Annotated in this window: 14 protein-coding genes; 12 read left to right on the top strand and 2 right to left on the bottom strand. The window is 65.7% G+C overall.

The annotated features are described in order from the left end of the window. The first annotated feature begins 45 nt into the window (after positions 1-45). Positions 46-531 carry a pantetheine-phosphate adenylyltransferase gene (coaD, locus tag ACHQ4I_RS20060; RefSeq protein ID WP_420773311.1) on the top strand — a complete coding sequence of 162 codons (486 nt, stop codon included), beginning with the start codon at positions 46-48 and terminating at the stop codon, positions 529-531. Positions 532-775: 244 nt separating this feature from the next. Here coaD and ACHQ4I_RS20055 read toward each other — a convergent pair whose 3' ends face one another. Further along, positions 776-1291: a GtrA family protein gene (locus ACHQ4I_RS20055; protein WP_420773310.1), complete on the bottom strand. Its 516-nt coding sequence runs from the start codon at positions 1289-1291 to the stop codon at positions 776-778. Between the two features lie 306 nt (positions 1292-1597). Here ACHQ4I_RS20055 and ACHQ4I_RS20050 point away from each other — a divergent pair, with 306 nt between their 5' ends. From ACHQ4I_RS20050 to ACHQ4I_RS20015, 8 genes are all read left to right on the top strand, one after another. After that, a complete protein-coding gene (locus tag ACHQ4I_RS20050) occupies positions 1598-2344 on the top strand; it encodes a DivIVA domain-containing protein (protein WP_420773309.1) in 747 nt (248 codons plus the stop codon). A gap of 97 nt (positions 2345-2441) precedes the next feature. Then, positions 2442-3068 (top strand): YceD family protein, encoded by a 627-nt coding sequence (locus ACHQ4I_RS20045; RefSeq protein ID WP_420773308.1) that lies wholly within the window; start codon positions 2442-2444, stop codon positions 3066-3068. Positions 3069-3130: 62 nt separating this feature from the next. Further along, complete coding sequence (gene rpmF, locus ACHQ4I_RS20040) at positions 3131-3313, top strand: 50S ribosomal protein L32 (RefSeq protein WP_014987105.1); 183 nt, start codon at positions 3131-3133, stop codon at positions 3311-3313. 22 nt (positions 3314-3335) lie between these two features. Then, positions 3336-4058, top strand: coding sequence for a ribonuclease III (gene rnc, locus ACHQ4I_RS20035; RefSeq protein ID WP_420773307.1), 723 nt, complete (start codon positions 3336-3338; stop codon positions 4056-4058). A 1-nt stretch (position 4059) separates the two neighbouring features. Next, the gene (gene mutM, locus ACHQ4I_RS20030; protein ID WP_420773306.1) at positions 4060-4926 is read left to right on the top strand and encodes a bifunctional DNA-formamidopyrimidine glycosylase/DNA-(apurinic or apyrimidinic site) lyase; all 867 of its coding nucleotides are present in this window, start codon (positions 4060-4062) and stop codon (positions 4924-4926) included. Between the two features lie 57 nt (positions 4927-4983). Further along, a complete protein-coding gene (locus ACHQ4I_RS20025) occupies positions 4984-5565 on the top strand; it encodes a dihydrofolate reductase family protein (protein WP_420773305.1) in 582 nt (193 codons plus the stop codon). Between the two features lie 29 nt (positions 5566-5594). Then, positions 5595-6635: a PHP domain-containing protein gene (locus ACHQ4I_RS20020; protein WP_420773379.1), complete on the top strand. Its 1041-nt coding sequence runs from the start codon at positions 5595-5597 to the stop codon at positions 6633-6635. A 173-nt stretch (positions 6636-6808) separates the two neighbouring features. Next, complete coding sequence (locus ACHQ4I_RS20015) at positions 6809-8332, top strand: PstS family phosphate ABC transporter substrate-binding protein (protein WP_420773304.1); 1524 nt, start codon at positions 6809-6811, stop codon at positions 8330-8332. 27 nt (positions 8333-8359) lie between these two features. Here ACHQ4I_RS20015 and ACHQ4I_RS20010 read toward each other — a convergent pair whose 3' ends face one another. Next, entirely contained in the window at positions 8360-8641 is a 282-nt protein-coding gene (locus ACHQ4I_RS20010; protein WP_420773303.1) for a hypothetical protein, read from the bottom strand. A gap of 128 nt (positions 8642-8769) precedes the next feature. On the opposite strand from ACHQ4I_RS20010, the gene ACHQ4I_RS20005 reads away from it, so the two are divergent. The 3 genes from ACHQ4I_RS20005 (at position 8770) to ACHQ4I_RS19995 (ending at position 14420) form a co-directional block, all read left to right on the top strand. Beyond that, positions 8770-10770 carry an APC family permease gene (locus ACHQ4I_RS20005; protein WP_420773302.1) on the top strand — a complete coding sequence of 667 codons (2001 nt, stop codon included), beginning with the start codon at positions 8770-8772 and terminating at the stop codon, positions 10768-10770. 315 nt (positions 10771-11085) lie between these two features. Beyond that, positions 11086-12282 carry a glycosyltransferase family 4 protein gene (locus ACHQ4I_RS20000; protein ID WP_420773301.1) on the top strand — a complete coding sequence of 399 codons (1197 nt, stop codon included), beginning with the start codon at positions 11086-11088 and terminating at the stop codon, positions 12280-12282. Then, positions 12279-14420 carry an amylo-alpha-1,6-glucosidase gene (locus tag ACHQ4I_RS19995; RefSeq protein ID WP_420773300.1) on the top strand — a complete coding sequence of 714 codons (2142 nt, stop codon included), beginning with the start codon at positions 12279-12281 and terminating at the stop codon, positions 14418-14420. The genes ACHQ4I_RS20000 and ACHQ4I_RS19995 overlap by 4 nt, the downstream gene beginning before the upstream one ends. Positions 14421-14423 lie beyond the last annotated feature (3 nt).

The raw sequence follows: 14423 nt of genomic DNA, 5'->3' as shown, positions 1-14423 counted from the left end.
CCCGGCGTCCGAGGTGGCGATCCGGCCTCCTGATACCGTCTGGTCATGGCAGGAGCGTTGTGCCCGGGCTCGTTCGACCCGGTGACCAATGGACATATCGACGTCTTCGCTCGGGCTGCGGCTCAGTTCGACGAGGTCGTGGTGACCGTCAGCGTCAATCCCAAGAAGCAGGGCATGTTCAGCGTCGAGGAGCGCATGGAGATGCTGCGCGAGGCCACCGCGCACCTGCCCAATGTGCGCGTGGAGTCCTGGCAGGGCCTGCTGGTGGACTTCGCCAAGCGGGAGGGCATCAGCGCGATCGTCAAGGGTCTGCGCGACGCCACCGATTTCGGCTATGAGCTGCAGATGGCACAGATGAACAAGAAGCTCTCCGGCGTGGACACCTTCTTCATCGCCACCAACCCGGTCTTCAGCTACCTGTCCAGTTCGCTGGTCAAGGAGGTTGCGGCCTACGGCGGCGATGTCACCGATATGCTCCCGCCCGCCGTCCACAAGCGCCTGCTCGCTCGCCTCGCCGAACGCGCGGGGTAATTCGCACCGTCGACACGAATTCGCCTCGGCTCATCCGCCTCTCCGGGTATTCAGGCCACACCAGTTGGGTGCCACGGACGTCGCGCTCAGGTCCTGCGTCATGTGCATGGCGACTTTTGGGCGTACCCGGTGAGGTAACGATGTACTCACGAAACCAGTTGGCACCTACCAGGTATCGATGAACGCGAATCTGCCCCGGTTCTGAGGAACCGGGGCAGATTCGCGTGGTCTGTTACAGGCGTCTTCAGAAGACGAGGCCGCGCAGGGCGAGGAAGCGCATGCCGCCGACCGCGGCGGTAATGACGAGGATGGCCGCGGCCTGGAAGGCATCGCCCATGCCCGGGGTCCACACCTCGAGCGCGGCCAGCGCGGCGGTGGTGATGCCGAGCCCGACCAGCGCGAGTCCGCCGCCCTCCCACTGTGCGGTGAACCAGCCGACCCGGCCGGCCGCGTGGAAGGTGAGCTGACGGTGCAGCTCATTGGCGATCACGGTGCTCACGATCGAGCCGGCGATATTGGCGACCAGCGGACCGATGCCATGCATCGCGAAGAACAGCAGGACATAGGCGACATTGCTGGAACCGCCGACCAGGGCGAAGCGGATCAGCTGAGCCAGCGCCCGATCGCCGCGCAGGTACTGCATCAACTGGCCGAACCGAGCGGCCGTCGCCGCCTGCAGCACGGGGTACGGCCCCGCCCACGGCGTGTACAGGCTGCTTGTCGGCAGAACCGCCGTCCGCGGTAGTTCCAGTACGGTCATTGTCTTTCCGATCCCACACGAGCCTTCGGTACGGATGCACCGCGATGGTTATCGCGAAATCCGTCCGGTCGGCCTCCTCTATCCCCACAGTCCCGGTCGGGGCCTGCGATCTGCTTAAGAAGATCTTGTTTCGACCTACTGGATAAATGTAACACCAAGTGGAGACATATCCTCCACTTGTTTTTGTGGCGTGCGAGACACCTGCACGACACACCGGTGGGGGACTCGGCACGAGCCGTGACGAGGGGCACACTGGGCCTCGGCGGAAAGTTTCGCCGTAGGTCTGCAGGAGAGTGGGGTAAGAGCATGTATCGCGTATTCGAAGCACTCGACGAGCTGGTCGCCATCGTCGAGGAAGCGCGCGGCATCCCACCGACCCGCAGCTGCATCGTCCCGCGCGGTGACGTGCTCGAACTACTCGATGATGTGCGTGATGCGCTGCCTGGCGAACTCGACGACGCCCAGGACGTGCTCGATCATCGCGACAAGATCGTCTCCGACGCCCGTTCATCCGCCGAGACCACGGTGAGCACCGCCAATGAGCAGGCGCACCAGACCATCGGATCGGCCCGTGACGAGGCCGACCGGATCCTGGCCGAGGCCAAGGCGCACGCCGACCGGATGGTGGCCGAGGCCACCGCGCATGCCGATCATCTCGTCAGCACCGCCCAGGCCGAGGCCGACCGCATCGTCGCCGACGGCAATGCCGAATTCGAGGCCGTCACCGGCCGGGCGCGCGTCGAATCCGAGCGGATGATCGAGGCGGGCAAGGCCTCCTATGCCCGCTCGGTCGCCGAAGGCGAGGCCGAGCGCGATCGTCTGGCGGCGCAGACCGAGGTGGTGCGCGCCGCGCACGCCGAATCGGCCCGGCTGATCGACGGCGCAAATGAAGAGGTCGACCGGATGCGCGACGAATGCGACCACTATGTCGACGGCAGGCTCGCCGACCTCGAGGAAACCCTCAACGCCACCCTGCGAACCGTCGGACGAGGCCGCCACCAACTGCGCTCCGGTGCGGGCGCTCCGGACTACGCCGCCGAATACCGCCGATGACATAGCGCGCGCTAGTTCTACGGTTTGGGTCTGCGCTGCGCCCTCGCGTATTGTGGAGTGGTTGCCCATCTCCCCTCGACTGTGAAGTGAGTTCGTGATGTCCGCCGGTTCCGGTCCCGCTTCGCGTCCTCGTACGGCCTCGCGCCGCACCCCGGACGCGGGTTTTGTGCTGGATGTCATCAGCCTGGGCCGTCGCCCCGGCACGATGAAAGAGCTGCATCGCGTGGTCACCGCCGACGAGCGGATCGGGCTGGATCTGATCGCCATTCCGGCGGGCGCCGAGGTGGACCTCGATCTGCAGTTGCAGGCGGTGTCCGAGGGTGTGCTCGTCACCGGGACGGTCGCCGCGTCGACCGCCGGGGAGTGCTCGCGCTGCCTGGAACCGTTCACCGGCACGGTGCAGATCCGGCTCATGGAACTGTTCGCGTATCCGGACAGCACCACCGAGCAGACCACCGAGGACGACGAGATCTACCGCATTGTGGACGACACGATCGACCTGGAACCGGTGATCACCGATCAGATCGGCCTGGAGCTGCCACTGCAGCCGCTGTGCACTCCGGACTGCGCGGGCCTGTGCCCGGAATGCGGTGTCCGGATGGCGATTGCGGGTTCCGGCCACCGGCATGAGATACTTGACCCTCGCTGGGCCGGGTTGGCGAAGTTCGCCACCGAGTCGCCCGGCAACGGCAGCTCCGACGCGGGTGCCGACCCAGACGTTTAGACCCAGACCAGCAAGACCGTGCTGCCTAACTGGCGAGCAATAGGACAAGAGGAGAAGTAGTCGTGGCCGTTCCCAAGCGCCGGATGTCCCGTTCCAACACCAGGTCGCGGCGCAGCCAGTGGAAGGCCACCGCGCCGACCCTGATCACGTGCCCGAACCGCGCCTGCGGCGAGAAGACCCTGCCGCACATCGCCTGCCCGTCCTGCGGCACCTACAAGGGCCGCCAGGTCACCGCTGCCGTCTGATCGTTCGACCTGTCGTATCGACGTGACCGCCAGCAAGGACGAACCCGGCGCGTCCGGTGAACATGCGAGCCTACTCGCGGCGCTCGGCGTCGACGTGCGGGCCGATTTGCTGCGGCTGGCGCTGACGCACCGGTCGTACGCGTACGAGAACGGCGGGCTGCCGACCAACGAGCGCCTGGAATTCCTCGGCGACTCGGTCCTCGGCCTGAGCATCACCGAGCGGCTGTACCACGAGCATCCGGAGAAATCCGAGGGCGAACTGGCCAAGCTGCGGGCGAGCGTGGTGAATATGCACGCGCTCGCCGAGGTGGCGCGCGGGCTCGGCGAAGGCGGGCTCGGCGTGCACCTGTTGCTCGGCAAGGGCGAAGAGCTCACCGGCGGCCGGGACAAGCCGAGCATTCTCGCCGACGGCATGGAGTCGCTGCTCGGTGCGGTCCATCTCGAGCACGGCATCCATGTCGCTCGCGAGGTGGTGCTGCGGCTGTTCGCCGACCTGCTCGAGCGCGGCCCGAGGATGGGCGCCGGGCTCGACTGGAAGACCAGTCTGCAGGAGCTCACCGCCGAACGTGGTCTCGGCGTGCCCAGCTACGAGATCACCTCGACGGGTCCCGACCACGACAAGGAATTCACCGCGACCACCGTGATCGGCGGTCGTCCGTACGGTCAGGGCGTCGGCCGCTCCAAGAAGGAAGCCGAGCAGAAGGCCGCGGGCGCCGCCTATCAGGCGCTGACCGACGAAGCCTGACGTGCCCGAACTTCCCGAGGTCGAGGTCGTCCGGCGCGGACTCGCCGAACATGTCGTCGGACGGGTCGTCGAATCCGTCACGGTGAGCCACCCCAGGTCGGTGCGCCGCCACCTCGAGGGCGCCGACGATCTCACGGCCCGGATGAAGGGTCTGCGGGTCGCGGCCGCCGAGCGTCGCGGCAAATACCTGTGGCTCACCTTCGACGAACCCGATATCTCGCTGGTGGTTCATCTCGGGATGAGCGGGCAGATGCTGGTGCAGCCTGCCGACGCTCCCGTGGAGAAGCATGCGCATATTCTCGCGACCCTCGGCGACGGCAGCCAGCTGCGCTTCGTCGACCAGCGCACCTTCGGCGGCTGGGCGCTCGCGCCATTGGTCGAGGTAGACGGCACATTCGTGCCCGAGCCCGTCGCGCATATCGCGCGCGATCCGCTGGATCCGCGCTATGACCCCGAGGTTGTGGTGGCCGCGCTACGCGCCAAACAGACCGAGGTCAAGCGGGTGCTGCTGGACCAGACGGTGATCTCCGGGGTCGGCAATATCTACGCCGACGAATCCCTGTGGCGGGCGAAGATCCACGGCAACCGGCTCGCCTCCGGCCTGACCAGGCCCGCTGTGCGTATACTGCTCGCTGAGGTCGGCGCCGTGATGGGGGAGGCGCTCGCGGCCGGTGGCACCTCGTTCGACGCGCTATATGTCAACGTCAACGGTCAATCCGGCTACTTCGAACGTGCGCTCGCGGTCTACGGTCGCGAAGACGAACCCTGCCGTCGCTGCGGTGCGCCCATTCTGCGCGAGAAGTTCATGAATCGCTCTTCCTACTCCTGCCCTCGCTGCCAACCGAAGGCGCGCCACCGGTCACGTTAGCGAGCTACCGTTCTTCTAGGCGGATCGGGAAGTAGACCGGCCGTGGAGGAAGGACAAATGCGCAAACTCACCTACTACGTCGCTTCGACAATCGATGGGTTCATCGCCACCGAGGAGGGGTCGGTCGACTTCTTCCCGGTTGGTGGCGATCACGGCCCGGCGATCACCGCGCAGTACCCCGAGACCCTGCCGACGAAGGTGCGGGAGGCCCTCGGCATCGATAAGCGCAACCGATACTTCGATACCGTGCTGATGGGCCGCAAGACCCACGATTTCGGCGTGCGGACCGGAACCTCCAGCCCGTATTCGCATCTGCGGCAGTTCGTGGTGTCCACCACGCTGCCGGAGAGCCCGGATCCCTCGGTGGAGCTGATATCGGCCGATCCACTGGCGAAGGTGCGAGAGTTGAAGCGGGAAGACGGACTCGGGATCTGGCTGTGCGGCGGCGGGGAACTGGCGCAGGTGTTGCTGCCCGAGATCGATCAGATCTTCCTGAAGCTGTATCCGGTCGTACTCGGCCGTGGCCGTTCGCTGTTCGGTTCCGGTCCCCGGCTGCCGGAGGCGGCCAGGTTCCGGGTGATCACCAGCCGGGTGTTCGAGGACGGGGTGGCCTTCGTGAAGTACAGCCGGATTCACTAACCGCTGTGGCGCAAGACGATTCGGTCGTCATGCCGGATCCGGGCAATGGCCCGGGTCCGGTGGAGGCGCTGCGCGAGATCGGCTTCTGGCTGGAACGTGGACGGGCGCAGACCCATCGAGTGAAGGCATACCGGCGGGCCGCCGATATCGTGGCGCGGATGCCCGAGGACGAGCGGGCGACCCATCGCGCGGCGCGCAGCTGGCGCGACCTCGCGGGGATCGGGCCGAAGACCGCCGCCGTCATCGAACAGGCGTATTCGGGTGCGGTACCAGAATATTTGAGCGAATTGCGCAGGGCGGCGCAGCCGATCGGCACGCCGGGTAAGCCGCTGCGGGCCCAGCTGCGCGGTGATCTGCACACGCATTCCGATTGGTCCGACGGTGGTAGCCCCATCGAGGAGATGATGAGCGTGGCGGGCGCGCTCGGTCACGAATACTGTGCGCTGACCGATCATTCGCCGCGGCTGACCGTCGCGAACGGTCTCTCGGCCGACCGGTTGCGACGGCAGCTGGATGTGGTCGCGGAGCTCAACGAGCGGATCGCGCCGTTTCGGATTCTCACCGGAATCGAGGTGGACATCCTCGACGACGGCACCCTGGATCAGCAGGGTGATCTGCTCGCGGAGCTGGATATCGTTGTCGCCAGCGTGCATTCGCATCTGCGAGCCGACAGCGAGACGATGACCAAGCGAATGGTGCACGCGGTGGCGAATCCGAATGTGGATGTGCTCGGGCACTGCACCGGTCGATTGGTCGAGGGGGAGCGCGGTATTCGGCCGGAGTCGAGTTTCGATGCCGAGCTCGTCTTCGAGGCGTGCCGCAGTTACGGCACGGCCGTGGAGATCAACAGTCGTCCCGAGCGCCGTGATCCGCCGTCGCGGTTGCTGCAGTTGGCCATTGAGATCGGGTGCTACTTCTCGATCGATACCGATGCCCATGCCCCTGGCCAGTTGGACTGGCTGGGGTACGGCTGCGAGCGTGCTGTCGCGAATGGTGTTGCGGCGGAACGGGTTATCAATACCTGGCCGATGGAGAAGCTGCTGGAGTGGACGACCGGGGATGCGGTTTGAGCGCGGCTACCAACCCGGCGCCCGAGGCGTCGACTGCGCCAACACACTCCTGACCGCGCGGCCCGGTCGACAACCGGGTTAACTGTTGTCGAACACTCGTGCGGTTTCCGCGCTGATTCCGGATGACGCACGAAAATGGTTGGCACATAGATCTCTTGGGGGTGGCAGTACGGGTGGGCGGATTTCCGATCGAAATCGTGCTCGGGTTCATCGGTATCGCGGTGCCGATCGTCGCATTCCTGTGGGAGTTCGTGTTCGTCGGGCGTAAGGAGCTCGGCTATCGGGTGCAGATGGATACGCCGGTCACCGGTGAGATCGAATCGGTCTTTCCCGGTGTGCTGCCGCAGTTGCGTCCTGAGCACGACGGGGAGAGTCCGCCGCTGAAGGATCTTTCGGTGGTGCTGGTCCGCATCGAGAACAGCGGTGCGACACCGATCGATACGCACGATTACCAGGCGCCCGAGGCGGGTCGGGTCGGCCTGCATCTGAACTTTCCGCAGCGCCGGGTCATCGGTATGGCGGTGACCGAGTTGAGCGATCCCGGTCTGGCCGATTCGCTGGACCGCGATTCGGGCATCGCGGTCCGCGAGGATACGGCCGGGCATATCGGCGCGATCGATCTGCCGAGGGTGCCGCTCAATCGCGCCGATCACTACAAGATCCTGGCGATCCTGCAACGCTCGGAGGGTACGGGGGAGTATCCCGCGCCGGCGCTGCGCGGCGGCATCAAGGGTGGGCGGATCATCGAAACCCAGAGTCGCACCGGTATTTCGCGTGTGATGGCGGCACTCATCGCCTTTCTGGTCGTGGTGATCGTGGTCCAGCTCGTGGTATCCGCGCTGGAGCCCGATCCGACGCCATTGGACTGCGCCGCTGGCAGGCTCACGCTGGTCGGCTCGTCGGCCTTCGAGCCGGTCATTCGCGACGCCGCCGCGCAATACGGTAAGCGTTGCACCGGAGCGGAATTCGCCTACGGATTCGAGGGCACCGAACGCGGCCTGGACCGGCTCGCCGAGGAGGGCAAGGACGATCCCGATCTGCTGGCGATCAGCGACGGCCCGAAAGGCGACGGCTACCAACCGCTGCTGGATCGTCCACTGGCGCTGTCGCTGTTCACCATGATCGTGCACAAGGACGTCGGCATCACCGACCTGACCGTGGCGCAGATCCGGGACCTGTATCAGGGCCGGATCACCAACTGGCGCGAAGTCGGCGGTCCCGACCTGCCGGTCGTGCTGGTCAATCGGATACCGGGATCGGGTACCCGAAATACGTTGGAGCGCAGGGTGCTCGGTGGTCCGCAGCCCGATCGGCCGCACGTGAGCTGTGTCGCGATCAAGGACGCCGCGCCGTCGGCCAGACATTGCGATGTGCAGGTCACCAAGGATATGCAGAAGGCGGTGAGCGACATTCCGGGCGCCATCGGCTACAGCGAGTTCTCCGAGGCGGTGAAGGCGGGCGCCGCAACCCTCGCCATCAATGGCGTGCTCCCCGGCCGTGATGCGGCTGTCAACCGCAGCTATCCGTTCTGGGGCGTCGAATACGCCTACAGCTATGGCGAACTGCCCGGCGATTCGCTCGCCGCGAGCTTCCTGCACTTCCTGACCGATCTGACGGGCAAGGACGTGCTGCGCGCGCACGGCAACGAACCCTGCGGCGAGCTGCCGGATCGCGGTCGCTGCCTGCCGTCCTCGTGACCAATGCCGCCGCGCATGCGGGCCTCTTCAGTCGTCCGATGGCAGGATCGGTCGACTGAAGAAATCCTCGACCGGCGTCGGCCCCGTGTAGCGGCGGCAACCGCACTGCACCCACACCCGCACGCCGGCCGTCTTACGGCCCAACTCGGCGTGACAGACGCCCGCCTGGGGATCGTGCATTGCCAGGTCATGGCCGCACCCGCACTGGGCGACGGCACGATTCGCAGGCGAGCGCCGCCCGAACCGTCCAACTGCCCAGCCGACACCGGCGAGCCCCGCCCCGATAGCGAGGGTGATCGGATCAAACATGCCGAAATTATATGTATGCGTATACCGAGTTGGTAAGACGATTATCGATCGAGGACCGGATTAATTTACGAAATCAATACGGCTGCTGGCACGGCCGTACCTATCTGGCGGGCTTAGGCTGGCCCATCGTGGCTTCACCGATCGACCTCGTCAAACGTCTCGTTCTCGGACGACCGTTCCGCAGTGACAGGCTCGGTGAAACACTTTTGCCGAAGCGGCTCGCGCTGCCTATTTTCGCCAGTGACCCGCTGTCCTCGGTCGCATATGCGACGCAGGAGATCCTGCTCATTCTCACCCTCGGCGGGCTCGCCTATCTGCATTTGGCGCCCTGGGTCGCCGGTGCGGTGATCGTGCTGCTGGCCGTCGTCGTGTTGTCCTACCGGCAGGTGGTGCAGGCCTATCCATCCGGGGGTGGTTCCTATGAGGTCGTCGCCAAGAATCTGGGCCCGGTTCCGGGTCTGGTGGTCGCGGCGGCACTGCTCGTCGACTATGTGATGACGGTGGCGGTGTCGGTCGCCGCAGGCGTGGACAACATCATTTCCGCGGTGCCCGATCTGAACGCGCACCGGGTCGCGATCAATATCGGGTTCATCGCCTTCCTCACCGCGATGAATCTGCGCGGTGTCCGGGAATCCGGGCGCGCGTTCGCGGTCCCGACCTATGCCTTCGTGGTCGGTGTGCTGGGCATGGTCGTCGTCGGTCTCGGCCAGGCCGCGCTCGGACATACGCCGGTCGCCGAGAGCGCGCATTACGAAATCCACTCCGAACAAGTCGGGCTCGGCGCGGCCGGTTTGGCCTTCCTTGTCCTGCGTGCCTTTTCGTCCGGATGTACGGCGCTGACCGGAGCCGAAGCGATCTCCAATGGTGTGCCCGCGTTCCGTAAGCCCAAGGCGCTCAACGCGGCTCGCACGATGACCGCGATGGGCGTCATTTCGATCGCCATGTTCGCCGGTGTCACCGTTCTCGCGATGATCACCCACACCCGGGTTACCGAGAACACCTGTGATCTGATCGGTTTTCCGGGTGACTGCACTACCGATCCGCAGCGCACCGTGATAGCGCAGATCGCCGCGGCGGTATTCGGCGGCAACAGCATTCCGTTCTACTTCCTCATGGTGACGACCGCGCTGATCCTGATCCTCGCGGCGAACACCGCCTACAACGGCTTCCCATTGCTGAATTCGATTCTGGCCCAACATCGCTATATGCCGCGGCAGCTGCACACCCGCGGCGATCGACTGGCCTTCTCCAACGGAATCATTCTGCTGGCGATCGTCGCGGGCGTGCTCATCTACGCCTTCGACGGCTCGGCGACGCGCTTGATCCAGCTCTACATCGTCGGCGTCTTCACCTCGTTCACCCTGTGTCAGGCCGGTATGGTCCGGCATTGGAATCGCGAACTGGCCACCGCGACAACCTCATCGGAGAAGCTGCGCATTCATCGCGCCCGCCTGATCAACGCATTCGGCGCCTGCTTCACCGGGGTGGTCCTGGTCGTCGTCATGATCACCAAGTTCTCCCACGGCGCGTACCTGGTCGTATTCGCCATGCCGATCCTGGTGGTGTTGATGTATCTGATCCACCGCCACTACACCGCCGTGCGCGCCGAACTCGACGTCGGTGACGAATCGGAGACCCTGCCCGCCCGGGTGCACGCTCTGGTGCTGGTATCGGGCTGGCACAAGGCAACTCGGCGCGCCGTCCAGTTCGCCCGTGCCACCAGGCCGGATACGATCACGGCGATCACCGTCAATGTCGATGACGCCGATACCCGTCAGCTGCATCGGGATTGGGAACGCCACGATGTCGCCATACCGCTCAAGGTGATCGAATCTCCCTACCGCGAGATCACCCGTCCGGTCATCGACTACATCAAGCGGGAGCGCAAAGCCCAGCCGCGTGATGTGATCAGCATCTTCATTCCCGAGTACGTGGTCGGCCACTGGTGGGAGAATCTGCTGCACAACCAGAGCTCCCTGCGACTGAAGGCCCGCCTGCTGTTCGAGCCTGGGGTGATGGTGACCAGCGTGCCGTGGCAACTGCGCTCGTCCGCCGCGCGGGCCGTGCCGCGCGCCGTGCACACCCCGGGCGAGGTGCGGCGCGGCATCACGGATACGGTTTCGCATTGACCGATGCGTCGGGTTCGACTGCCTCGGCCCCGCCGCAACCTGCGTAAAGCCCCCTTGATGTCAAGGGCGGACAACCAGGTCTGAAATCCCACTGGTTGAGATTTCGGACCAACTGTCAGGTTTGAACGGGTCGCCATGAGGTACGACTTGTCTCGGCCCCCCTGTTCACGCCGATCGGCGCGACCAGGCCAACCAAGCCCTGATGGACGGCGGTGAAGCTTCGTCTCCACCTCCGCCGCGGCGGCCACCACGTTCGGCGCCCAGCGCACCGAGTGCTGGGTGGATGTGCACAAGGTTGTCCCTGGAAGGATGGTCATGAGCGCAGGTCTATTCGCGCCGATTTCGGCGCCCATTGCTTCTTCGGATTTACTGTCCACTGACCATGTCGGTGAACGATTTCGCATTGCCATGGTTGTTCCGCCCTATTTCGACGTGCCGCCGAAGGCCTATGGCGGCGTCGAGGCCGTCGTCGCGGATCTGGTCGATGCATTGGTAGCCCGAGGCCACGACGTGACATTGTTCGGGGCGGGTGAACCCGGCACCAAGGCCAAGTTCGTCCCGCTATGGGATCGCGCGTTGCCCGAACGTCTCGGCGAGCCGTTTCCGGAGGTCATGCACGCACTGAAGGTGCGCAGGGCGATCGAACAGGTCGCGGCCACCTCCGGGGTGGATCTGGTGCACGACCACACCTTCGCCGGACCGATGAACGCCCCGGCGTATATGGACCTGGGTCTGCCGACGGTGGTAACCGTGCACGGCCCGGTCTGCGAGGAAGATTCCTACCGGTACTACCGCGAATTGGGCAGGGAAGTGTCCCTGGTCGCCATCAGCGACCGACAGCGCGAATTGGCTCCGGACCTGAATTGGGTCGGTCGCGTACACAACGCGCTGCATGTCGACCAATGGCCGTACCAAACCGAGAAGGGCGACTATGCGCTGTTCCTCGGTCGCTTCACCGAGACCAAAGGGCCGCACCTCGCATTGGACGCCGCGCACAAGGCCGGCATTCCTCTGGTGCTCGCCGGCAAGTGCAGTGAAGCCATCGAGAAGGCGTATTTCGAGAAAGAGGTGCGCCCGCGGCTGACCGAGCGAGATCATCTCTTCGGCCTCGCGGACGCGACGGCCAAGCGTAAGCTGCTCGCAGGCGCGCGATGTCTGTTGTTCCCCATCAACTGGGAGGAACCGTTCGGCATGGTGATGATCGAGGCGATGGTCTGCGGTACGCCGGTAGTGGCGCTGCGCGGGGGCGCGGTCTCCGAGGTCGTCGTCGACGGTGTCACGGGCCGGATCTGCGATGATCCCGCCGAATTGCCCGCCGCCATCGCCGAAGTCCGCGATATGGATCCGGCCGCGTGCCGGGCGCATGTCGAGGCGAACTTCGGCGCGGGCCCGCTCGGCCGCGGCTACGAGCAGGTTTATCACCAGCTCCTGCGTGCGCGGCGGCAGGCTCGGGCCGCGCGGTTGCTCGAGAAGACGGTGCCGGTCCGGATTCCCGCGAGCGAGCGCGTATGACCGAAGACGTCGGCAGTGCGCCGAGTCCCACGCCGCTGAATTCCGGCGAGCCATCGGGACTCGGCGGCTGTGGCGGTTCGGTGACTCTTGTCGAGGGCGGTACCTTCTGCCTGTCGAACCGGCTCGGCGATGTCGAACCAGGGCGAACGCACGGGCTGTTCTTCCGGGATGCCCGGGTGCTCTCGCGCTGGGAGTTGTTGGTGGACGGCAGACCCGCCGAGTCCCTGGCGGTGGTGAGCCCGGAGGCATTCGCCGCGAGATTCGTGCTGCGCCGACCACCGCAGGCCGGATTGGCCGACAGCACACTGCTGGTGCTGCGCGAACGTCTCATCGCCGACGGCATGCACGAGGTGCTGACCCTGCAGAATATGGGCCGCGAGCCCACCGCGGTCAACTTGGAACTGCATGTCGACGCCGACTTCGTCGACCTGTTCGCGGTCAAGGAAGGCCGGGCCGGGCACGGACGGGCCGAGGTCACGGTGGCCGAAGGAGAAATGCTGCTGCACGACCGTGCCGATCGGATGCGCGGGCTCTCGGTTTCGGCGACCGTCGAGCCCGCCTTCCTGCCCGGCACACTGGTCTGGCGGGTTGTCGTGCTACCCGGCGAAACCTGGCAGACCGAGGTGGTGGCCCAGCCGACGGTCGGCAATCAACGGGTCCAGGCGCCGGTGGCGCCGGGAGAAAACCACGGGCTCAGCGCACCGAGCCGGAAGATGGCCGCGTGGCGGCATACCGCGACGAAGATCGTCGCGGCGGACCCGGTGCTCAGCCAGGTCCTGCGGCGTTCGGAAAGTGATCTGGGCGCCTTGCAGATTCACGACGAAGCCGGCGAGAGTCGTCCCTTCGTGGCGGCGGGTGCACCGTGGTACATGACCCTGTTCGGCCGCGACAGCCTGCTCACCGCGTGGATGGCGCTGCCATTGGAAGTGGATCTGGCACTCGGCACGCTGCAGCAGCTGGCCGAATTACAAGGGCAGAGCGTCGATCCGCTCACCGAGGAGGAGCCGGGGCGGATCATGCACGAGATGCGTCGCGGCCCGGCGAGCGGGCAGGTGCTCGGCGGCAATACCTATTACGGAACCGCGGACGCCACACCGCTTTTCGTAATGCTGCTGGCGGAATGTCATCGGTGGGGTGCGGATTCGGAGGTGATCAAGGCATTGCTGCCGGCCGCCGACGCCGCAGTGCAATGGATCACGAATTTCGGTGACCGCGACGGGGACGGCTTCGTCGAATACCGTCGCGCCACCGACCGCGGCCTGATCAATCAGGGCTGGAAGGACAGCTTCGACGGAATCAACGACGCCGCAGGGCATCTCGCGGAGGCGCCGATCGCGCTGTGTGAGGTGCAGGGTTACGCGTATGCCGCGTTCATGGCACGCGCGGAGTTGGCCGAGGCGTTCGACGATCTGCGTGCCGCGACCCGGTTGCGCGAGCGTGCCGCCGAACTGCGTGGCAAATTCGCCGAACAGTTCTGGCTGCCGGGCAAGGGTTGGTATGCGGTCGCGCTGGACGGTCGCAAACGGCATGTCGACGCACTGACCAGCAATGCGGCGCAATGTCTCTGGACCGGCATCGCCACCGACGAGCACGCCGCGGAACTGGTCGAGCGGCTCTCCAGCTCCGAGATGGATACCGGTTTCGGGCTGCGTACACTCGCCACGTCGATGGGCGCCTACAACCCGATGAGCTATCACTGTGGCTCGGTCTGGCCGCATGACACCGCGATAGCCGTCGCGGGCCTGCTGCGCTATCGGCATATACCGGGCGCGGTCGAGCTCGCGACCGGGCTCGCGTGCGGATTACTCGATGCGGCAGCGACTTTCGGTGGTCGGCTGCCCGAGCTGTTCTGCGGATTTTCGCGGGACCAGTTCGCGGTTCCGGTCCCCTATCCGACATCGTGCTCACCGCAGGCATGGGCGAGCGCGGCACCGCTGCTGCTGGTGCGCTCGTTCCTCGGCTTGGATCCGGACGCGCCCGGGCGGACGCTCACCGTGCATCCCCAGCTACCACCGGCGTGGGGCAAGATCGCGCTCAACGATCTGCGGCTGAATGCGGCGACCATCGATCTCGTCGCGGAGGGCGATCAGATCACCGCCGCGCGTGTGCCCGACGACTGGCAGTTGATCACCCGATGAGGA

The organism is Nocardia nepalensis, from assembly GCF_048910785.1.
Taxonomy (GTDB): domain Bacteria; phylum Actinomycetota; class Actinomycetes; order Mycobacteriales; family Mycobacteriaceae; genus Nocardia; species Nocardia nepalensis.
The sequence above is the reverse complement of the archived record's forward strand: the minus strand, read 5'-3'. Positions and strand labels throughout refer to the sequence as shown.

Excerpts from the sequence above, each read along its gene's own strand:
- coaD (WP_420773311.1), top strand. The coding sequence starts at position 46 with ATGGCAGGAGCGTTGTGCCCGGGCTCGTTCGACCCGGTGACCAATGGA.
- ACHQ4I_RS20020 (WP_420773379.1), top strand. The coding sequence starts at position 5,595 with ATGCCGGATCCGGGCAATGGCCCGGGTCCGGTGGAGGCGCTGCGCGAG.
- ACHQ4I_RS20045 (WP_420773308.1), top strand. The coding sequence starts at position 2,442 with ATGTCCGCCGGTTCCGGTCCCGCTTCGCGTCCTCGTACGGCCTCGCGC.
- ACHQ4I_RS20050 (WP_420773309.1), top strand. The coding sequence starts at position 1,598 with ATGTATCGCGTATTCGAAGCACTCGACGAGCTGGTCGCCATCGTCGAG.
- ACHQ4I_RS20055 (WP_420773310.1), bottom strand. The coding sequence starts at position 1,291 with ATGACCGTACTGGAACTACCGCGGACGGCGGTTCTGCCGACAAGCAGC.
- ACHQ4I_RS20010 (WP_420773303.1), bottom strand. The coding sequence starts at position 8,641 with ATGTTTGATCCGATCACCCTCGCTATCGGGGCGGGGCTCGCCGGTGTC.
- ACHQ4I_RS20000 (WP_420773301.1), top strand. The coding sequence starts at position 11,086 with ATGAGCGCAGGTCTATTCGCGCCGATTTCGGCGCCCATTGCTTCTTCG.
- ACHQ4I_RS20025 (WP_420773305.1), top strand. The coding sequence starts at position 4,984 with ATGCGCAAACTCACCTACTACGTCGCTTCGACAATCGATGGGTTCATC.
- ACHQ4I_RS19995 (WP_420773300.1), top strand. The coding sequence starts at position 12,279 with ATGACCGAAGACGTCGGCAGTGCGCCGAGTCCCACGCCGCTGAATTCC.